This window comes from Agromyces mangrovi (genome assembly GCF_030296695.1).
Lineage (GTDB): Bacteria > Actinomycetota > Actinomycetes > Actinomycetales > Microbacteriaceae > Agromyces > Agromyces mangrovi.
Genome location: NZ_AP027737.1, coordinates 211,184 through 231,534, shown reverse-complemented (window position 1 = coordinate 231,534; position 20,351 = coordinate 211,184). Strand labels below are relative to the sequence as shown.

The following is a 20,351-nucleotide window of genomic DNA, read 5'->3' as shown; positions in this document are numbered from 1 at the left end:
CCCGCCCGGGGGCATCCGGGCACCCACCACCGAGAAGAGGAAACCATGCGACACACGAAACGAGCGGTCACCGCAGCCCTGCTCACGTCCGCGGCACTCGTGCTGACCGCCTGTGCGGCCGGCGACGACACGGGCAGCGACAGCACCGCCTCCGGCGCGTGCGAGCCGGCCGGCGAGGACGTCACGCTCACCTTCACCAGCTGGATCCCCGGCATCGAGGACGCGGTCGCGGCCTGGAACGCCGAGAATCCCGACATCCAGGTCGAGGTGCAGACCGGCCCGAACGGCAACTCCGGCACGTACCAGAACTTCTTCAACCAGCTGCAGGCGGGCAACGCCCCCGACCTCGGCCAGATCGAGTACGACGCGCTGCCGAACTTCCGCGTGCAGGACGGCTTGGAGGACCTGGCGGTCTGCGCCGACGTCGTCGCCGCACAGGACCAGTTCCTCGACTGGACCTGGGGGCAGGTCTCGCTCGGCACGGACGACCAGGCCTACGGCATCCCGCAGGACCAGGGCCCGATGGCGCTGTTCTACCGCAGCGACCTGTTCGAGGAGGCCGGTATCGACGTGCCGACCACTTGGGACGAGTACCGCGACGCCGCGGTGCAGGTGCGCGAGCAGGGCGGCTACATCACCAACTTCTCGCAGACCGACATCAACCAGTTCGCCGGCTTCGTCTGGCAGGCGGGCGGCCAGTGGTTCGCCAACGACGGTGACGAGTGGACCGTCGAGCTCACGAGCGACGCATCCGAGCAGGTCGCCGCGTACTGGCAGGACCTGATCGAGAACGACCTCGTGTCGACCTACCCGGCGTGGACCGACGAGTGGAACAACGCCTACAACTCGGGCGAGGTCTGGACCTGGAACTCGGCCGTGTGGGGTGCGAACTCGATCCTGTCGGGCGCGCCGGACACGTCGGGCAACTGGTCGGTCGCGCTCGCACCGCAGTGGAACGCGGGCGATGCGCTCGCCGGCAACTGGGGCGGTTCGTCGATCGCCGTCTTCAAGGGCACCGACCACCTCTACGAGGCGGCGAAGTTCGCGCTCTGGCTGAACACCTCCGACGAGTCGCTCACGATCCTCAACGAGCAGGCGCAGATCTACCCGGCCACCACCGCCGGCCTCGAGCTGCCCGTGCTGAAGGAGGGCGTGGAGTTCTACGGCGGCCAGGCCATCTACGACGTCTTCGCCGAGGCCGCGTCGCAGGTCAGCCCCGACTTCGTCTGGGGTCCGACCATGACGCAGACCTACTCGGACGTGTCCGACGGCTTCAAGGCCGCGGCGTCGGGCAGCAGCACGCTGTCGGAGGCGCTCGCCGAGGGGCAGGCGTCGACCATCGCGACGATGCAGGCGCAGTCCATCCCGGTCGCGGAGTAGTTTCGGCTCCGTGATCATCCACCTCCGTGCCGCGGGCGTCAGCGTGCTCGTCGACGCCCGCGGCACGGGCGTGCCCGCCGTGCTGCACTGGGGGAGCGACCTCGGTGCCGTGCGGCCGGACGCCCTCGACGCCCTCGCGGCGGCATCCGTGCCGGCCGTGCCGCCCTCCTCGATCGACACCCCGTTGCGCCTCAGCCTCGTACCCGCGCTCGGCGAGGGCTGGTCGGGTCGGCCCGGGGTCCAGCTCTCCCGCGATCCGGGTGGGGCGGACGGGCCCGACGCCGCGTCGGCACTGCGCGCGCCCCGGTTCGCGCTGGTGCCCGGTGGCATCCGGGTCGATCAGGCGACGGATGCCACAGGTGGCACGCTCGACGTCGAGGTGGCCGACGACGGGGCCGGCGTCGCGATCGCCACGAAGCTCGAGCTCACGCCCGAGGGCGTGCTGCGGCTCCGCCACCGCGTGACCAACCGCGGGCGCGGCTCGCTCGGAGTCGGACGTCTGGCGGCGGTGCTGCCGTTGCCCGCGCGCGCGAGCGAGCTGCTCGACTTCAGCGGGCTGTGGGCCCGCGAGCGACGGTCGATGCGCCGCGCGCTCGACCACGGCGTGCACGCTCGGGAGTCGCGCCACGGCCGCGGCGGGCACGACGACGCGTTCCTGCTCGCGGCGGGCACGCCGGGGTTCGGGTTCGGCCACGGCGAGCTGTGGGCCGTGCACGTCGCCTGGTCGGGCGACACCGAGGCGTGGGCCGAGCGCAGCGCGCTGGGCCCGTCGACGCTCGGCGGTGGGGAGCTGCTCGCGCCTGGCGAGGTCGTGCTCGCGCCGGGGGAGTCGCTCGAGACCCCATGGGTCGTCGCGGTGCACTCCGCCCGCGGGCTCGACGGGGTCTCCGATCGGCTGCACCCCTGGGTGCGCTCGTGGTCGACGGTCGCGGGACGACCGCGCCCCGTGACGTTGAACACGTGGGAGGCGGTCTACTTCGACCACTCGCTCGAGCGGTTCGAACCGCTCATCGATGCCGCCCGGCGCGTGGGCGTCGAGCGGTTCGTGCTCGACGACGGCTGGTTCCTCGGCCGCCGCGACGACCGGCGCGCGCTCGGCGACTGGTCGGTCGACCCGTCCGTGTGGCCCGACGGCCTCGGCCCGCTCATCGAGCGGGTGACGGCGGCGGGCATGGAGTTCGGCCTGTGGGTGGAGCCCGAGATGGTCAGCGCCGACTCCGAGCTCGCGCGTGCGCACCCGGAGTGGGTGCTCGGCCGCCCCGAGGATCCGGAGTGGCGCTGGCAGCGCGTGCTCGACCTCACCGCGCCCGGTGCGGCCGACCACGTGTTCGACCGGCTCGACGAGCTGCTCGCGGTACACGACATCCGCTACCTGAAGTGGGACCACAACCGCGACCTGCTCGGCGGATCCGCGCACGCGCAGACCGCCGCCCTCTACGGGCTGCTCGACCGCCTGCGCGCCGCGCACCCCGGCGTCGAGATCGAGTCCTGCGCGTCGGGTGGGGCGCGCATCGACCTCGGAATCCTCGAGCGCACCGACCGGGTCTGGACGAGCGACACCAACGATCCGCTCGAACGGCAGTCGATCCAGCGCTTCACCGGGCTCGTCGTTCCGCCCGAGTACCTCGGGTCGCACCTCGGCGCTGCGCGCGCCCACACGACGGGCCGCACGTCGGAGCTGTCGTTCCGGCTCGCGACCGCGCTCTTCGGCAGCGCGGGCATCGAGTGGAACCTGGCCGCGGCGACCGAGGAGGAGCTCGACGCGGTCGCCTCGTGGACCGCGACCTACCGGCGACTCCGGGGGCTGCTGCACACGGGTCGGGTGGTGCGGGCGGATGCCGCCGACCCGGCGCAGCTCGCGCACGGCGTCGTCTCGGGCGACCGACGCCACGCGGTCTACTCGGTCGCCGTGCTCGGCACGCCGGTCGCGGCGCTGCCGCCGGCGGTGCGGCTGCCCGGGCTCGACTCGGAGGCGGAGTACGTCGTGCGTCTGGTCGACCTCGGCCCGGTGCGCACGATCGAGGATGCCCCGCCCCCGTGGGTCACGGCCGGCGAGGTGCGGCTGCCCGGCCGCCTGCTCGGCGAGGTCGGCCTGCCGATGCCGCTGCTCGGGCCCGAGAACGCGGTCGTGCTGGAGGCCGTCGCGATCTGAGGAGGGCTCGAGGGTTCGTTCGGAAATGAGGGTAGGCTTACCTCAGTTCCCCGTTCGACTCGCGCCCGGAGGCCCACGCCGTGCTCACGACCTCCGTCGCCCCCGCCGTGCGCCTGCGGGGCGGCGCGCCGGGCGACATCGCGCTCATCGCCGGCGACGAGACCCTCGACTACGCCGGGCTCGCCGAGCGCGTCGAACGCCGCCGCCTCGAGCTGGGCACCACCCGCCGCCTCGTGATGCTGCAGGCGCGCAACGACGTCGAATCGATCGTGACCTACCTCGCCGCGCTCGAGGGCGGGCATCCGGTGCTGCTTGTCGCGGCGGGCGACGACGAGTCGTCGCAGCGTCATCGGGAGCGACTCGTCGAGGCGTTCGCGCCCGATGTCATCGCCTCCGGCGACGCGCGCGGGCACGTGCTCCACGAGCTGCGGCCCGGCAGTGCGCACGAGTTCGCCGACGAGCTCGCGCTGCTCGTGAGCACATCGGGCTCGACCGGTTCGCCGAAGCTGGTGCGGCTGTCCCGCGAGAACATCGCGTCGAACGCGCGCGCGATCGCCGACTACCTCGAACTGACCCCGGCAGACCGCGCGGCGACGACGCTGCCCATGCACTACTGCTACGGCCTCTCGGTCGTCAACAGCCACCTCCTCGCCGGAGCGAGCCTGCTGCTCACCGACCGCTCGGTCACCGACGACGCGTTCTGGGCTGCCGCCGAGCAGCACCGCATCACCTCGTTCGCCGGAGTGCCCTACACCTACGAACTCCTCGAGGCCGGTGGGCTCACCGAGCGGATGCCCCGGAGCATCCGCACTCTCACCCAGGCGGGCGGCAGGCTCGCGCCCGACGCCGTGCGGCGGTTCGCGCGACTCGGGGAGCGTCGCGGGTTCGGCTTCGTGGTCATGTACGGGCAGACGGAGGCGACCGCACGCATGGCCTACGTGCCGTCGCACCTGGCCGAGGCGTCCGCGGGCGCCATCGGCCGGCCGATTCCCGGCGGGCGCCTCCGCATCGATGCCGACCCCGGTTCCGATGTCGGTGAGCTGGTCTACGAGGGCCCGAACGTGATGCTCGGCTACGCGGAGTCGCCCGCCGACTTCCGCCTCGGACGCACCGTGCACGAGCTGCGCACCGGGGACCTCGCCCGTCGCCGACCGGACGGGCTGTTCGAGGTCGTCGGCCGCCTGAACCGGTTCGTGAAGGTGTTCGGCCTGCGACTCGACCTCGACGCCGTGCAGCGCCTCCTCGCGGAGGACGGCATCGACGTGCGCACCGCGAGTTCGGGGAGCGGCTGCTCGTCTTCGCGCGCTCGGAGCGCGAGGTGGCCGCCGCAGCGTCCCGGGCGGCCGTCCTGCTCGGCATCCCGGCGCGCGTGGTGCGCGCGTACGCGGTCGACGAGTTCCCGCGCACGGCGACCGGCAAGCCCGACTTCGCCGCGCTCGTGCGGTACGCCGACCTCGTCGACGCCACCGCGGCGACCGCGCTCGGTGGCGCGGACACGACCTCGGGAGGAGTCGGCGCGGTGCGCCCCGGCGACGCCGCGGCGCACCGCGTGCGCGACCTCCTCGCGGAGCTGCTCGGCCGCCCCGACGCGTCGCTCGACGACAGCTTCGCCAGCCTCGACGGCGACTCGCTCAGCTACGTCGAGGTCGCCGTGCGCCTGGAGGACCTCCTCGACGACCTCCCGCGAGACTGGCCCTCGCTGTCGGCGCGGGAGCTGGCGCTCCGGTCTCGCCCGACGTCCACGTCCGATTCGCCCAGCCGTCCGGACGGGGACGCGGCGGCCCGTTCTTCCGCGCCGCCGCGCGAAGCCGACGACCCGGGGTCTCGCACCCGACGACGACTCGCGCGCGTCGAGACGCCCGCACTGCTCCGTGCCGCCGCGATCCTGCTGATCGTGGCGACGCACGCCGACCTGATCTCCCTCCAGGGCGGGGCGCACCTGCTGCTGGCCGTGGCCGGCTACAACCTGGCCCGGTTCCAGCTGGCCGACGTCCCCGGCCGGACCCGCGTGCGGCGACTGCTCGGCGGCGTCGGCCAGGTGATCGTGCCGGCGGTGGTCTGGATCGCGGTCGTCGCACTCGTGAGCGGCAAGTACTCGTGGTCGACCGCGCTCCTCGTGAACAACGCCGTGCCCGGCGACGGGCGCTGGAACGAGCAATGGCAGTTCTGGTTCCTGGAGGCGATGGTGTGGTCGACGGTCGGTATCGCCGCCCTGCTGGCCGTGCGGCCGATCGATCGCCTCGAGCGACGCCACCCGTGGGCGTTCGCGACCTGCGTGCTCGCGATCGCGCTCACCGCGCGGCTCGCGCTCACCGGCATCGAGGCCGAGGGCGTCGACCGCTACTCCGTCGCAGTGGTGTTCTGGTGCATCGCCCTCGGCTGGGTGATCGCCCGCGCCGACTCCGTGGGGAAGCGGGTCGCCGTGTCGATCGCTGCGATCGTGGCGACCGTCGGGTTCTTCGGGCAGCCCGAGCGCGAGGCGGTCGTGATCGCCGGCGTGCTGCTGCTCGTGTGGGTGCCGCACCTGCGGATCCCGCGCGCGCTCGTGCCGGCCGTGCGGCTGCTCGCTGCGGCATCGCTCTTCATCTACCTGACCCACTGGGTGGTCTACCCGGCATGGGAGCAGTCGGCTCCCATCGTCGGCACGGTGCTCTCCGTCGCCGTGGGGGTCGCCGCGTGGTACGCGTATCGCGCGGCACGCGGGCTGGTGCGGGGTCGCCGAGCGACTCAGGACCCGGACGTGCCCGTCGGCGCCCGATCGTCGTCGGGGTAGAGCACGACGCCGCCGTCGACGCGCACCTGCACGGTGCCGCCGACCGGGAAGCGGCCGGCCTCGTAGAAGGGGAGTCGGTGGTGCAGGACGACGGGAGTCGCGCCGTCGATCCGCACCCGCAGGTCGACATCGCCGCCGCGGCGCTCCACCGACTCGACGACTCCGGTCGCGGGCCCCTCGCCGACCTCGACGCGCACCTGCGACGGCCGGATCATGGCGCGCACCCGGGAGGCGCCGCCGCTCAGGTCGTGGCGCACGGCGAGCGCGCCGAGTGCGCAGCGCGCGCACCCGGAGTCGGCGGTCGCGGGCAGCAGGAGCGCGGCTCCGAGGAACTCGGCGACGGCCGCGGTGCGCGGCGCGTCGAAGACGGCGGACGGATGCCCCGCCTGCTCGAGCCGACCGGCCGCGAGCACTGCGAGCTGATGACCGAACTGCAACGACTCCTCCTGATCGTGCGTCACGAGGATCGTCGTCACGTCGCTCCGGTCGAGCGCGCGGACCATTGCCTCGCGCGTCGCCGCACGAAGCCCGGTGTCGAGTGCCGAGAACGGCTCGTCCAGCAGGATGACGCGCGGGCTCGGCGCGAGCGCCCGGGCGAGCGCGACGCGCTGCTGCTGGCCGCCGGAGAGCTGGTGCGGATAGCGGTCGAGCAGCGGAGGAGCGAGCGACGTCAGCTCGGCGAGCTCGTGCACCCGACCGTTCCGGGCGGCTCGCCGCGGGAGGCCGAACGCGATGTTCTGGCGCACGGTGAGGTGTGGGAACAGCGCGCCGTCCTGCGCGACGTATCCGATGCCCCGCCGGTGCGGGGCGATCATCCCCGCACGGCCGACGAGCGATCCGCCGTCGAGTCGCACTTCGCCGTCATCGGGTCGCACGAACCCCGCGATGATGCGCAGCAAGGTGCTCTTCCCGCTGCCGGATGCGCCGACGATGGCCATGCGCTCGCCGCGCGCGAGGGTGAAGCTCACGTCGCGGAGCACGGGGGCCGTGCCGAAGGCCTTCGAGACGCCGATGAGTTCCAGGGTCATCGCGACCTCCGCGCCCGCACCTGGGCGAGCATGAGCGCCACCGCGGGGATCGACAGTGCGACCAGCACGACCGCGTACGGTGCCGCCGCGACGTAGTCGATCGCCGACGCGGCCGACCAGAACCCCGTCGCGAGGGTGCGGGTGCCGGTCGGGGCGAGCAGGAGCGTCGCCGTGAGCTCGTTCGCGGCGCCGAGCGCGACGAGCGCCGCACCGGACCCGAGCGCGGGCAGCAGCAGCGGCGCCGTCACCCGCAGCCTTGCGCGCACCGGCGAGACGCCGAGCGACCTCGCCGATTCCTCGAGAGACTCGGGCACCTGCGCGATGCCCGCTCGCACCGACACGAGCGCGCGTGGCAGGAAGATGAGGACGTACGCCGCGATCACCGTGGCAACCGACTGGTACGCCGCCGGGATCGCCCAGAGCGTGAAGGTCACGAGCGCGAGGGCCACGATGATCGCCGGCAGGCTGCTCGCGACGTAGAGCGCACCCTCGATCGTGCGCGACAGCCGCCCGCCGTAGCGCACCGACAGCCACCCGACCGGGATTGCGACCGCGAGCGCGGCGAGCGCGCCGCCCGTCGCGAGCCCGACCGTCTGCCACGCCGCCGACGTGAGCGGCGTCCAGTCCGCCGCGGTGCCCGCTGCAGCCCACCGCACGATGTTCGCGAGCGGCACCACGACCGCAGCGCCGACGAGCACGACGAGCCCGGCCATGACCAAAGGCGTGGCGCGCCCGAGCTCGAGCCGCGGCGCCGGCAGCTGGCTGCCGCTCCCCACGCGCGCGTAGCGCAGCCGGCCGCGGGCCGATGCCTCGACGACGAGCAGCACCAGGCACAGGGTCGCCAGGACCACCCCGAGGGCGGCGGCGTTGGGCCCGGCGAAGCTCGTCTGGTAGGCCACGACGATCGCGGTCGTGAACGTCTCGAACCGCAGGAACGCGAACGCGCCGTACTCGGCGAGCAGGTGCAGGGCGACCACGAGGCCCCCGCCCAGGATCGCGAGGCGCAGCTGGGGCAGTACGACGCGCACGAAGACGCGCCAGCCGTTCATGCCGAGCGACCTGGCCGACTCCTCCAGGGCGGGGTCGAGCCCCCGCAGGCTCGCCAGCACCGGCAGGTAGACGAGCGGGTAGTAGGCGAGCACGGCGACGAGGAGGCCGCCGCCCAGTCCGTGGATGGACGGCACGGCGCTCGCCCAGCCGTAGCTCGCGACGAACGCGGGGATGGTCAGCGGCACGACGAGCAGGACGGTGACGGGGCGTCGTGCCGGGAGGGTGGTCCGCTCGACCAGCCACGCGCCCGCGACGCCGAGTGCGACCGTACAGGGAACGCCGATGACCAGCAGCAGGACGGTGTTCGCCAGCAGGTCCGCCACCCGTGGGCGGAACACGAGGGTCGCGAGCTCGTCCCAGCCCATGGCGACGGCGGCCTGGAGGACGTACGCGACCGGGATCATCGCGGCCGCGGCGAAGGCGATCGCGAGCACGACGAGCCCGGCCGGGGGCGTTTCCGCTCGCGCCCCGCGGCCGTCCTCGGTCTCGCGTCGTGCAGGGTCAGAGCAGGCCGGCCTCGGTCATCAGGTCGACGACGTCCTGTGCGCTCAGCACGGACGGGTCGACGGCGGGGGCGTCGAGGGAGTCGAGCGCCGGCAGCGGGGATCGGGCGGGGATGCCCGAGGCGACCGGGTACTCGTAGCTGTACCCCTCGCCGAGGATCGTCTGGCCCGCCTCGCCCGCGAGCCACGCGAGGAAGACCTGCGCCTCCTCCGGGTGCGAGCCCGCGGCGAGCACCCCGCCGCCGGAGATGCTGACGAACGCGCCCGGGTCCTCGCCGCCGAAGTAGTGCAGCTCGGTGTTGCCGCTGTTCTCGGCCGTCTTCGCCTGGTCGCGGTACCAGTAGTAGTGGTAGATGACGCCCATCGGCACCTCGCCGGCGTTCACCGCCTTCATCGTGGCGACGTTGTTGGCGTACACGATCGCGTTGCGCTCCATGCCCGCGAGCCAGTCGCGCGTGGCGTCCTCTCCCTGGGTCGCGAGGATCGCCGCCACGATGGCGTGGAAGTCCGCACCGCTCGGTCCGGCACCCCAGAGGCCTTCCCACTCCGGGTCCTCCAGGTCCATCAGCGACTGCGGCAGCTCGTCCTCGGCGATGAGGGACGGGTTGTACACCAGCACGGTCGAGCGAGCCGCGATGCCCGTCCACGCGCCCGACTCCGGCCGGTACTCCTCCGGCACGAGCTCGAGCGTCCCCGGTTCGACGGGCGCGAAGAGCCCGGCCTCCTCGACCAGCGACATGGCGGGCGAGTTCTCGGTGAGGAAGACGTCGGCGCTCGATGCGTCGCCCTCGGCGACGAGCTGGTTCGACAGCTCGCTGTCGCCGCCGTGGCGCAGCACGACCTCGATGCCGGTCTCCTCGGTGAACGCGGCGGTCCACTCCTCGGTGAGCTGTTCGTGCTGCGCGTTGTAGATGACGAGCGCGTCCTCGGGCACGGCCTCGCCCGCGCCGCCGCCCGCGGCGCACCCGGTCAAGAGGAGGGAGGCCAGCAGCCCGGGTACGAGGGCAGCACGAATCGCGTTCTTGCGCATGGAGGTCCTTCTCGGAGGGGAGGGGAGGTAAGGCTAGCCTAATCGCACTCGCTCGGCTCCGCAGCACGCTCGGGTCGCCCCATGACGCGGCTCAGTGGCATCCGCTCGCCCCTCGCCCGTCAGAAGTCGAGCGTGTCGCCCGGCTCCAGCGCGTGGAAGGTGCCGCCGCCCTGCTCGGTCGCCCAGGCGATGCGGCCGTTCGAGAGCTCCTTGCCGGCGCGGGAGAGGCCCATCTCGTGGGTCGGGAACGTGTGCGCGGCGCCGACGGCCATGACGAAGTCCATCACCTCGCCGATCTTCAGCCACGGCGCTCCCGCCGGCACGGCCTGCACGTCGACCTCGACGCCCTCGGGCACCGTGAACGAGTCGCCGCCGTAGTAGAGGGCGTCGTTCACGAGCACGCCGACGTTGTCGATCACGGGGATCGACTCGTGGATCACCGCGTGCGTGCCGCCGAAGAACCGCAGCCGGAACGGTCCGACCTCGACCTCATCGCCCGGCGCGACGACCTCGACGTCGAAGTCGGATGCCGCCGCCGCGACGCCGGCCGGCCCGAAGATGCGCACGTCGGGCTCGGCCGAGACGATGCGACGCAGCTGCTCGGGCGTCCAGTGATCCGGATGCTCGTGGGTGAGCACGACCGCGACCGCACCGTTCGCGTCGGTGATGGGCGTCGTGAAGTTGCCCGGGTCGACGAAGAGCACGTCCCCGGAGTCCTCGATCACGAGCGCGGCGTGTTCCAGCTTCGTCAGTCGCATGCTCCGAGCCAACACCCATCGCGGCGGCCGCGCAACGTGGTGCCTGCCGCCCGCCGAGACCCGAACGATACCCGCGACGTCTTTACAAGACGGGCCCGGAAGGGGTTGCATGGAGCAGGGGGAATACGCGAGACCGGGGGTCCGCGAGCAGGAGGCGTCATGGAGCAGGACGAGGCGCGCGGCGGCGGCGTGAAGCGCGTCGTCGGCGGCATCGGGGGTTCGTCGGCTTCATCGCCGCGAGCGCCGCGGTCGGCGCGCTCGTCACCGTCTCCGTCACGCCCGCGCTCGGTGCCGTCGGCGTCGCCGCCACGAGCACGATCTCGATGTTCGAGAACCTGCCCGGCTACCTCGAGATCGGCGAGCTCTCGGAGAAGAGCGACATCTACGCCACCCGCGACGACGGCTCGCACGTGCTGCTCGCGTCGTTCTACGACCAGAATCGCGTCGAGGTCGGCTGGGAGCAGATCAACCAGTACGTGAAGGATGCCGCGGTGGCCGGCGAGGACCCGCGGTTCTACGAGCACGGCGGCATCGACCTGCAGGGCACGATCCGCGCGGCCGCCACGACCGCGACCGGCCGTGACACCCAGGGCGGTTCGTCGATCGCGCAGCAGTACGTCAAGAACATCCGCGTGCAGGTGTGCGAGGGCGAGGCGACCACCACCGAGGAGCGCGACGCGTGCTACGGGGCGGTCACCGAGACCACCATCGACCGCAAGCTCAAGGAGATGCGGCTCGCGATCGGCGTCGAGAAGCGGTACACGAAGAGCGAGATCCTCCTCGGGTACCTGAACATCGCCGGGTTCGGCGGTCGGGTCTACGGCATCGAGGCGGCGGCGAACTACTACTACGGCACGACCGCCGCGAAGCTGACGCTGGCGCAGGCGGCATCCCTCGTCGCCATCGTCAACAACCCGGGCAAGTTCCGGCTCGACCAGCCCGACAGCTTCACCAACGGCAAGGACAACGGGTACGCCGAGAACTTCGGGCGACGCAACTACATCCTGAACAGCATGCTCACCGAGGGCAAGATCACGCAGGCCGAGTACGACGCCGCGATCGAGGAGCCGGTCGCGCCCGACATCCACGAGCCGAGCACCGGCTGCCAGACCGCCAAGGGCAGCGCGTACTTCTGCGACTACGTCACCCACATCCTGCGCAACGACCCGACCTTCGGCGAGGACGCCGAGACCCGGCTGCAGAACTTCCGCCGGGGCGGCTACGACGTCTACACGACCCTGGACCTCGACCTCCAGCGCGCCGCGAATGAGGCCATCGCCGCGCACGTGCCCGCGACGTTCCCCGGGTGGGACGTCGGCGGCGTCATCTCGTCGGTCGAGGTCGGCACCGGGCGGGTGCTCGCCATGGCGCAGAACCGCACCTACAGCCAGGACCCGGCGGTGCTCAAGAAGGGCCCGCAGTACACGAGCATCAACTACAACACCGACTTCGATTACGGCGGCTCGCGCGGGTTCCAGCCCGGATCGTCGTACAAGATCTTCACGCTCGCCGAGTGGCTGAGCACCGGCCACGGGCTCGCCCAGCGCGTCGACAGCCGGGTGAAGAGCAACTGGGGCATCTTCCAGGACCACTGCAACGGCGCGGTGTCCGCGGGCAACTGGAACCCCAAGAACGACGCGGGGGAGTCGGGAGCGAACTACTCCGCGCTCGAGTCGACCATCGGGTCGATCAACTCGGGATTCATCGGCATGGCCAAGGAGCTCGACCTCTGCGACATCCGGCTGCGCGCCGAGTCGTTCGGCGTGCACCGCGCCGACGGCGACCCCCTCGCGCAGGGACCGTCGTCCGTGATCGGCACCAACGAGGTCGCGCCGCTCAGCATGGCCGTCGCGTTCGCCGGCGTCGCGAACGACGGCGTGACGTGCACCCCGATCGCGATCGAGCGCATCGTTGGTCGTGACGGCGAGGAGATCGAGCCGCCGAAGGCGGAGTGCACGCGGTCGGTGTCGCCGGAGGTCGCCGCCGCGATGCACACCGCGATGAGCGCGGTGATGTCCGGCGGCACGGGCGTCGCCTCGCGCGCCGCGACCGTGCCGGCGGTGCCGCTCATCGGCAAGACGGGAACGACCGACGGCGCGAAGGACACCTGGATGGTGGGCGCGAGCTCGAAGGTCGCGACGGCCGCCGCGGTCGTGAGCGTCAACGGCGACGCCAACCAGCGCGGACTCTACTTCGCCACCGGGCGCGCGGCCGAGGCGCGTCATCGCATGTGGCCCATGGTGATGTCGGTCGCCGCGGCGAAGTACGGCGGCGACGCGTTCACGATGGCCGGCCTCGGGCCGGTGACCGGCCCGGGCTCGTCGCCCGACGGCAGCATCGTGCCCGACTACGACGGGGGTGGCGGCTCCGACGACGACGAGGGCGACGAGGGCGACGGCGGCGACGACGGCGACGACGCGCAGCCGACGGGCGGCGCGACCGGCGGCGTCGGGCCCGGCAACGGCAACGGCCGGGGCGGCGGAGGCCGCGGCGGCGGCGGGGGCGGCTGACCCCGCTCCACACCCCGACGCGTCCTCCGCGCACGGGTCGCCGACACCCGCCATAATCGCCACATGACACCGGCGCGCGGGCGAATCGTGGTGGCGACGAACCCGAACGCCTCCTTCGGCCGCAACCGCGCCGTCGGCCCGCGCACGGCGGAACGCCTCGAGGCGGCCGGATACGACGTCGCCATGCTCCGCGAGCCGAACTTCGAGCTGCTGCGACGCGAGACCGAGGCGGCGGTGCGCGCGGGCACCGACGCGCTGGTCGTCGTCGGTGGCGACGGCATGGTCTCGCTCGGCGTGAACCTCGTCGCCGAGACCGAGGTGCCGCTCGGCGTCGTGGGCGCAGGCACCGGCAACGACCTCGCACGCGCGCTCGGCCTGCCCTACGACGACCCGGATGCCGCGATCGACGCACTCCTCGACGCGATCGGTCGACCCCCGCGCACCATCGACGCGGCGACCGTGCGCCACGGCGACCTGACCACCTGGTACGCGTGCGTGCTCTCGGCCGGCTTCGACGCCATCGTGAACGACCGCGCCAACCGCATGACCCGGCCACGCGGGCCGAGCCGTTACACCCTCGCCCTCGCCCGCGAACTGGCGACGTTCACGCCCCGCGAGTACGTGCTGACCATCGACGGGGAGGTCCGCACGCAGCGCGCGATGCTCGTCTCGGTGGCGAACACCCCGTCGCTCGGCGGGGGCATGCGCATCGCGCCCGCGGCCGAGGTGGACGACGGGCTGCTCGACGTCTTCATCGTGCACCCGATCGGCCGCGTCGGGCTCGTGCGCGTGTTCCCGCGCGTGTACTCGGGCACCCACGTCGACCACCCGGCGGTCGAGCTGCTCCGGGCCCGCTCGGTGCGCATCGAGGCGGCCGACGTGGTCACCTACGCCGACGGCGAGCGCCTCGGTCCGCTGCCCGTCGAAGTGACCGCGAGACCCGGTGCGCTGCGGGTGTTCACGTGACCCGAGCGACGGACCCGGCTCGATTTGTCGAGCGCCGCGGGATGTGCCATACTCTTCAAGTTGTCGATTTCGGCCCCATCGTTTAGCGGCCTAGGACGCCGCCCTCTCACGGCGGTAGCGCGGGTTCAAATCCCGCTGGGGTCACAACACGAGGAACGCCCTCGGTTCGCCATGCGAGCCGGGGGCGTTCGTCATTCCGGCGCCGAGAACGGCCGTGCCGTGGTCTAGACTCGCCAGCACGAAGGGGAGTATCCCGCGGGGCCAGATTCGCTCCGAGTCGCGCATCGTCAGTACGAACGCCGCCGCAGGCGTTCCGGGCGCGGACCACCACGGGTGGGGGAGAGACGTTCGACGCTCAGCCGTCCCCACTCCCCGAAAGGCCACTACGTGGAACTCGCCCTCCCTGTCTGGTTCGAGGTGGGATCACTCGTCGTCCTGACGCTGATCCTCGTCGCAGACCTCCTGCTCGTGCTGAAGCGCCCCCACGTGCCCTCGTTCCGCGAGGCCACCGCCTGGGTCGTCTTCTACGTGGTGCTCGCGCTGATCTTCGCCGGCCTCATGTTCCTGCTCGGCGACGCCGAGCACGGCGGGCAGTTCCTCGCCGGCTGGCTGACCGAGTACAGCCTGTCGATCGACAACCTGTTCGTGTTCGTCATCATCATGAGCCGCTTCGCGGTGCCGCGGAAGTACCAACAGGAGGTGCTGATGGTGGGCATCATCCTGGCGCTCATCCTGCGCGGCATCTTCATCCTGCTCGGCGCGCAGCTCATCGAGAACTTCAGCTGGATCTTCTACATCTTCGGCGCGTTCCTGCTCTACACGGCGTGGGGCCAGGCGTTCGGCGACCACGAGGGCGAGGGGAGGACAACCGCCTCATCAAGATGCTCCGCCGCCGGCTGGCGATCACGAGCGAGTACGACGGCGTGAAGCTGCGCACGCGCATCGACGGCACCAAGGTCTTCACGCCGATGCTCATCGTGTTCATCGCGATCGGCACCACCGACCTGATCTTCGCGCTCGACTCGATCCCGGCGATCTTCGGCATCACGCAGAGCCCATTCATCGTGTTCACGGCCAACGTCTTCGCGCTCATGGGCCTGCGCCAGCTGTACTTCCTGCTCGGCGGCCTGCTCGAGCGCCTCGAGTACCTCAAGTACGGCATCGCGTTCATCCTCGCGTTCATCGGCGTGAAGCTGTTCCTGCACGCCGCCCACGTCAACGAGCTGCCGTTCATCAACGGCGGCGAGCCGATCGAGTGGGCGCCGGAGATCTCGACCTGGACGTCGCTCGCGGTGATCGTGGTCGCGATGGTCGTCGCGACGGTCGCGAGCCTGGTCAAGGCGCGGGTGGATGCCCGCAAGCGCGGCCACTCGCTCATGGAAGAGGTGCCGCACTTCACCGAGGGACGCCCCGGGGACGAGTAGGCCCCCGTGAATTGATAGCGTGGTGAGCCGGCGCCACGCCCTGGGCGCACGAGGAGATCGAACCCCGGAGTCGACGTGGCGGTGAACGGCGAGTGCGAGCTGGCGACGGCTCGCGGCCCGGTGCGCGTGCGCTTCGGTTCCGCGACCGACGTCGGCGCGGTCCGCAAGGTCAACGAGGATGACCTGTTCGCGCGCCCGCCGGTGTTCCTAGTGGCCGACGGCATGGGCGGCCACGCGCGCGGCGACGCCGCGAGCCGGTCCGTCGTCACGACCTTCGCCGCGCACATCGCCAGCGGCGACCCTCGACGCCCGAGCGCATCCTCGACGCGATCCACTCCGCGAACCGAGCCGTGCGCGAGCTCACGCCGGGTGACGACGGCACCGCGATGGCGGGCACGACCGTCTCGGGCGTGGCGCTGGTCGACGCGGGTGAGGGCTCCGGCGTCAACTGGATGGCGTTCAACGTCGGCGATTCGCGGGTCTACAGCTGGAACGGGCGCACGCTCGAGCAGGTCACGGTCGACCACTCCGCCGTGCAGGAGCTGGTCGACTCCGGGCTGATCCTCCCCGACGAGGCCGAGGTGCACCCCGACCGCAACGTGATCACGCGCGCGATCGGCGCACACGACACGGTCGAGATCGACGCGTGGCTCATTCCGCTCGCGGCCGCCCAGTCGTACCTGATCTGCAGCGACGGCCTCAGCAAGGAGGTGCCGCACGACGCCATCGCCGATGTGCTCGCGACGGCGCCCGATCCGGCCGAGGCGGCGCGCCGCCTGGTCGAGGCGGCGCTCGAGCACGGCGGTCGCGACAACGTCACCGCCCTGATCGTCGAGTCGGTCGCGGCCGACGTCCTGGACGACGACCCCGAGGCCACTCGCGACCGGGTCGACACCTCGGTCGACGAGGACACCACCACGCGCGTGAGGGGGCGGGATGCATCGCTACCTGCCTGATGCGGGCGACTGGCTCGTCGACGTCGGCGAACGGCACGTGCTCGCGGTGCGCGGCGAGCGCGCGCGAGCGCTGCTGCTCGGCCGACCCGACGGCGGGCACGCCGCGGGTGACGTGCTCGAGGCGCTCACCGCGCAGGGCCTCGGCGCGACGCCGTCGTTCCTGCTCGTCTCCGCGGAGCGGGGGCGGATGCCCCGGCCATCCGCGTGATCGCACGCGGCGTGCGCGCGGTGGTCGACGGGCCCGACGGCGAGGTCGCCTGCGACGGCACGGGCGTGTCGACCTGGGCGGAGGCCGTGGTGCCGCGGGGTACTCGCGTGCGCGCTGCGTTCGCCGGCACGCGGGACGCAGCTGGCGAGGCGGGACTCCCGGTCGTGGCAGGGGTCGTGCCCGCCGCGGCGATCGAGTGGGCTGCGCCGGGGGTTCCGGATGCCGCGGACACGGATGCCGCTGAGCCCGACGTCGCGCCCGCCGACGTCTCGGCGGTGGACGCCCCGGCCGCGTCCGAGCAGACGGCCATCCCGGAGCGCACGGCGATCCCCGAGCGCACGGCAGTCCCTGAGCGCACGGCGGTCCCCGAGCCGGATCCCGAGTCCGAGCACGGCGAGCCTGCAGACGACGACGTCGACGCCGCGACCGCGATGCGCCCGAGCGGGGCACGTGCCGCCGCCCCGGACCCCTCGGCGCCGGCGGAGCACGCCCCTCGCCCGTTCCCCGCCCCCGCCGCGATCGGCCTGCCGTCCGCGGTGGTGCCGTCAGCGGTCGTCCCGTCCGCGCCGCCGGCTCCGGCGCCCGACGAGCGCTCGGCGCCCGCCGCGGGCACCATCGAGGTGCCCTCGTTCGTCAGCGGCGATCGGCCCCCTCGGCCGTCCTCCGCGCCGCAACCGGAGGACGCCCCCGACACCGACCACGACGGCCTCACCGTGCTCGGCGACGACCTCCGGGCCGCGCGCCGCGCCGCGGGAGACCGCGCGCCGGGCGAGGCGGCGGCTCCCGCACCCGACGCGCCGCGCGGGCCCGCGTTCGCGCTCCGCCTGGCCGACGGCACCACCGAGGAGATCGACGTCGACCTGCTGGTCGGTCGCGCCCCCGCGGTCGATCGCTTCCCCGGACCGCGCGAGCCCCGACCGGTGCAGGTCGGCCGCGGCGACCCCGACATCTCGCGCAGCCACTTCCGCGTCGCGGTCGAGGGCGGCACCGTCGTCGTCACCGACCTCGACTCGCGCAACGGCACCGTCGTCACGCTGCCCGGTCGTGCGCCGCAGCGACTCCGTGGCGGCGACCCCACGCCCGTGATCCCCGGCACGCTGATCGACCTCGGCGGCGGCCACGAGCTGACCCTGGTGGAGCGGCCGTGAGGCGCGCACCCGCCGCGGCGCCGGAGCTGCCCGGCCTCACCTTCGCCCGCGTGCTCGGGTCGGGGGCTTCGCCGACGTGTACCTCTACGAGCAGCAGCTGCCGCGCCGCCAGGTCGCGGTGAAGGTGCTGCACACGGAGACGCTCGACGACGAGGTGCGTGCGGGCTTCGTCGCCGAGGCGAACGTGATGGCACAGCTGTCGTCGCACCCGTACATCGTCGCGATCCACCACGCCGACGTCGCCCCCGACGGGCGGCCGTACTTCGTCATGGAGTACTGCGCCGGCCCGAGCCTCGCGGAGCGGTACAAGCGCGAGCGGTTCGCGGTCGACGACGCGCTGCGCACGGGCATCCGACTCGCCGGCGCCGTCGCGACCGCGCACGCCGCCGGCATCCTGCACCGCGACATCAAGCCCGCCAACGTGCTCACCAACGACTACGGCTGGCCCGCGCTCACCGACTTCGGCATCGCCTCGGCGCTCGACGACGAGCTGCCCGTGCACACGTCGACGAGCGTTCCGGCGACGAGCGACGGCACGTCGGGCAGTCGCTCGGCGGTCGGCATGTCGGTGCCCTGGTCGCCGCCGGAGATGTTCGAGGACGACCCGCGCCCCGACGCCCGCAGCGACGTGTTCTCGCTGGCGGCGACGGTGCACACGCTGCTCGCGGGCCGCACCCCGTTCGAGATCGTCGGGCGCTCGAACGGCACGCTCGACCTGATCGGGCGCATCGAGCGCGGCGCGATCACCCCCATCGCGCGCGACGACGTGCCGGCCTCGCTCGCGGCGGTGCTCGCGAAGGGCATGGCCGGCCGACGCTCGCAGCGCTACCAGGGCGTCGTCGAGTTCGCCCGCGCACTGCAGCGCGTGGAGCTCGAGCTCGGCTACGCACCGACGCCGCTCGACGTGCCGAAGCTCGCCGACGCCCCGGCCCCGCCGCAGCCGCGGGGAGACGCCCCGCACGACGACGACGCCACCCGTGCGCGCTCGGTCACCCCGGTCGTCGCGCAGACGGCGATCGGCGCGCCGCCGCGCGCGCTTCAGCCGCGCGACACCCCGGCTCAGGCCCAGGTGGACGCGACCCGCATGCGCGAGATGCCCGCGGTCGCGGCGCAGACCCGGCGCTTCGCCCCGTCGGCCGACGGCCGCTCCGCCGAGTCCGCGGTCGAGGAGGGCACCGTGCTGCGCGGCGAGGTGCGCGCGGGCACCGAGGCGCACGACCGCACCACCGACGAGCTCCCGCAGCGCGAACAGGCGCCCGCACGGCGGCGGTCGGGCGCGGCCGTCTGGATCTCCGTGGCATCCGTCGCGGTCGTCGGCGCCGCCATCGCCGCGGCCGTGCTGCTCGGCGGCGGACTCGGCCCGAACGCCCCCGGCGCGGACGACGCCGACGGCGAGTCCGGCAGCGCGGTCGCGGGCGTCGCCGTGCCCGCGCCGGAGGTGACCGCCGAGGTCGAGGGCGGCAGCGCGACCTTCACCCTCGCGAACCCCGACGCGGTCGACGGCGACCGGTTCCGCTGGGAGCCCGCCGACGGCAGCGGCTCGCCCTCGGTGCTCGACCCGGGGCAGGACACGGTCGTGGTCGACGCACCCGCGGGCACGACGGTCTGCATCGACGTGCAGGTGCAGCGCGGCAGCAAGCTCTCCGACCCGACCCGGGGTGCACCCCGTGAGGCCGCTGCAGGTGGACTTCTGCGGCGAGCAGTACGTGGTCGAGCCGGGCACCGAGTTCCGCATCGGCCGCGAGGGCGACCTCGTCGTCGACGAGAATCCGTACCTGCACCGCACCTTCCTCACCCTGTCGGAGGAGTTCGGGCTGTGGTGGCTGGCGAACGTCGGCCATCTGCTGACTGCGACGGTGACGGATGCCACGGGAGCCGTGCAGGCCTGGCTCGCGCCCGGCGCCCGCATCCCCGTCGTCTTCGAGACGCTGCACGTGATGTTCAGCGCGGGCTCGACGACCTACGACCTCACGATCGAGGCCGGGGGCGACTTCTTCCGCACGTCGGTGTCCGCGCAGTCGGAGGTGGGTGGAACGACGGTGCTGCCGGTCACGCTCACGACGAGCCAGCGGCAGCTGATCGTGGCGCTCAGCGAGGGTGTGCTCACCCAGCAGGTGCCGGGCCGCGGCGAGGTGCCGTCGTCGGCCGACGCGGCGGCACGACTCGGCTGGAGCATGACGACCTTCAACCGCAAGCTCGACAACGTCTGCGACAAGCTCGACCGCATCGGCGTGAGCGGGCTGCGCGGGGGCGGGGCAAGCTGGCGACCAACCGGCGGGCGAGGCTCGTGGAGTACGCCGTCGCGACCCGGCTGGTGAGCCGGGACGACCTGCCGCTGCTCGACCAGCCGGCCGAGGTCGCCACTGCTGTGGATGGGGACTGATGCCCATCGGAGCGGACTCCGGGGTCGTGTTAGGTTTCCAGTCGGCGCCGGAGCCGCTCGCGTTCGGCGTGCGTGAGCGACG

The 20,351-nt window shown here is 72.8% G+C and carries 13 protein-coding genes, 1 tRNA gene and 5 pseudogenes; 14 read left to right on the top strand and 5 right to left on the bottom strand.

The genetic code is table 11. The annotated features are described in order from the left end of the window. Positions 1–45 precede the first annotated feature (45 nt). From QUE38_RS01095 to QUE38_RS01080, 5 genes and pseudogenes are all read left to right on the top strand, one after another. Positions 46–1,380, top strand: a complete 1,335-nt coding sequence (locus QUE38_RS01095) for an ABC transporter substrate-binding protein (RefSeq protein ID WP_286309733.1) — start codon at positions 46–48, stop codon at positions 1,378–1,380. A 10-nt stretch (positions 1,381–1,390) separates the two neighbouring features. Continuing rightward, positions 1,391–3,532, top strand: coding sequence for an alpha-galactosidase (locus QUE38_RS01090; RefSeq protein WP_286309732.1), 2,142 nt, complete (start codon positions 1,391–1,393; stop codon positions 3,530–3,532). An 80-nt stretch (positions 3,533–3,612) separates the two neighbouring features. Then, a pseudogene (locus QUE38_RS17320) lies at positions 3,613–4,596 on the top strand (AMP-binding protein); the annotation flags it as partial. Positions 4,597–4,850: 254 nt separating this feature from the next. Further along, positions 4,851–5,144, top strand: a pseudogene (locus QUE38_RS17315) (hypothetical protein); the annotation flags it as partial. A gap of 282 nt (positions 5,145–5,426) precedes the next feature. Continuing rightward, a complete protein-coding gene (locus tag QUE38_RS01080; RefSeq protein ID WP_286309730.1) occupies positions 5,427–6,305 on the top strand; it encodes an acyltransferase family protein in 879 nt (292 codons plus the stop codon). On the opposite strand, the gene QUE38_RS01075 is transcribed toward QUE38_RS01080, so the two are convergent. The 4 genes from QUE38_RS01075 to QUE38_RS01060 form a co-directional block, all read right to left on the bottom strand. Further along, positions 6,260–7,333, bottom strand: coding sequence for an ABC transporter ATP-binding protein (locus tag QUE38_RS01075; RefSeq protein ID WP_286309729.1), 1,074 nt, complete (start codon positions 7,331–7,333; stop codon positions 6,260–6,262). The two genes, QUE38_RS01080 and QUE38_RS01075, sit on opposite strands and share 46 nt — an antisense overlap. Continuing rightward, a complete protein-coding gene (locus QUE38_RS01070) occupies positions 7,330–8,817 on the bottom strand; it encodes an ABC transporter permease (protein ID WP_286309728.1) in 1,488 nt (495 codons plus the stop codon). The genes QUE38_RS01075 and QUE38_RS01070 overlap by 4 nt, the downstream gene beginning before the upstream one ends. Before the next feature lie 67 nt (positions 8,818–8,884). Further along, on the bottom strand, positions 8,885–9,916 hold the full coding sequence (locus QUE38_RS01065) for an iron ABC transporter substrate-binding protein (RefSeq protein ID WP_286309726.1): 1,032 nt from the start codon (positions 9,914–9,916) through the stop codon (positions 8,885–8,887). Between the two features lie 119 nt (positions 9,917–10,035). Continuing rightward, entirely contained in the window at positions 10,036–10,674 is a 639-nt protein-coding gene (locus QUE38_RS01060) for an MBL fold metallo-hydrolase (protein ID WP_286309725.1), read from the bottom strand. Between the two features lie 323 nt (positions 10,675–10,997). On the opposite strand from QUE38_RS01060, the gene QUE38_RS01055 reads away from it, so the two are divergent. From QUE38_RS01055 to QUE38_RS01020, 8 genes and pseudogenes are all read left to right on the top strand, one after another. Continuing rightward, on the top strand, positions 10,998–13,184 hold the full coding sequence (locus tag QUE38_RS01055; RefSeq protein WP_286309724.1) for a transglycosylase domain-containing protein: 2,187 nt from the start codon (positions 10,998–11,000) through the stop codon (positions 13,182–13,184). Between the two features lie 63 nt (positions 13,185–13,247). Then, positions 13,248–14,150, top strand: coding sequence for a diacylglycerol/lipid kinase family protein (locus tag QUE38_RS01050; RefSeq protein ID WP_286309723.1), 903 nt, complete (start codon positions 13,248–13,250; stop codon positions 14,148–14,150). 71 nt (positions 14,151–14,221) lie between these two features. Further along, positions 14,222–14,294 (top strand) — tRNA-Glu (locus QUE38_RS01045). A gap of 243 nt (positions 14,295–14,537) precedes the next feature. Beyond that, positions 14,538–15,574, top strand: a pseudogene (locus tag QUE38_RS01040) (TerC family protein). Positions 15,575–15,924: 350 nt separating this feature from the next. Next, positions 15,925–16,530, top strand: coding sequence for a PP2C family protein-serine/threonine phosphatase (locus tag QUE38_RS01035; protein ID WP_286309722.1), 606 nt, complete (start codon positions 15,925–15,927; stop codon positions 16,528–16,530). Further along, positions 16,511–16,738, top strand: coding sequence for a hypothetical protein (locus QUE38_RS01030; RefSeq protein ID WP_286309721.1), 228 nt, complete (start codon positions 16,511–16,513; stop codon positions 16,736–16,738). The genes QUE38_RS01035 and QUE38_RS01030 overlap by 20 nt, the downstream gene beginning before the upstream one ends. Then, positions 16,735–17,886, top strand: a complete 1,152-nt coding sequence (locus QUE38_RS01025; RefSeq protein WP_286309720.1) for an FHA domain-containing protein — start codon at positions 16,735–16,737, stop codon at positions 17,884–17,886. The genes QUE38_RS01030 and QUE38_RS01025 overlap by 4 nt, the downstream gene beginning before the upstream one ends. A 76-nt stretch (positions 17,887–17,962) precedes the next feature. Then, positions 17,963–18,652 (top strand): annotated as a pseudogene (locus QUE38_RS01020) (serine/threonine-protein kinase); the annotation flags it as partial. Between the two features lie 293 nt (positions 18,653–18,945). Here the strand turns inward: QUE38_RS01020 and QUE38_RS01015 are convergent. Continuing rightward, the gene (locus QUE38_RS01015; protein ID WP_286309719.1) at positions 18,946–19,497 is read right to left on the bottom strand and encodes a hypothetical protein; all 552 of its coding nucleotides are present in this window, start codon (positions 19,495–19,497) and stop codon (positions 18,946–18,948) included. A gap of 47 nt (positions 19,498–19,544) precedes the next feature. Between QUE38_RS01015 and QUE38_RS01010 the strand changes: the two are divergent. Then, positions 19,545–20,269, top strand: a pseudogene (locus QUE38_RS01010) (hypothetical protein). Positions 20,270–20,351 lie beyond the last annotated feature (82 nt).

Coding starts and splice junctions, on each gene's coding strand:
- QUE38_RS01015 (WP_286309719.1), bottom strand. CDS start 19,497: ATGCAGACCGTCGTGCCCGCGGGTGCGTCGACCACGACCGTGTCCTGC.
- QUE38_RS01030 (WP_286309721.1), top strand. CDS start 16,511: ATGCATCGCTACCTGCCTGATGCGGGCGACTGGCTCGTCGACGTCGGC.
- QUE38_RS01050 (WP_286309723.1), top strand. CDS start 13,248: ATGACACCGGCGCGCGGGCGAATCGTGGTGGCGACGAACCCGAACGCC.
- QUE38_RS01065 (WP_286309726.1), bottom strand. CDS start 9,916: ATGCGCAAGAACGCGATTCGTGCTGCCCTCGTACCCGGGCTGCTGGCC.
- QUE38_RS01095 (WP_286309733.1), top strand. CDS start 46: ATGCGACACACGAAACGAGCGGTCACCGCAGCCCTGCTCACGTCCGCG.
- QUE38_RS01060 (WP_286309725.1), bottom strand. CDS start 10,674: ATGCGACTGACGAAGCTGGAACACGCCGCGCTCGTGATCGAGGACTCC.
- QUE38_RS01055 (WP_286309724.1), top strand. CDS start 10,998: ATGTTCGAGAACCTGCCCGGCTACCTCGAGATCGGCGAGCTCTCGGAG.
- QUE38_RS01075 (WP_286309729.1), bottom strand. CDS start 7,333: ATGACCCTGGAACTCATCGGCGTCTCGAAGGCCTTCGGCACGGCCCCC.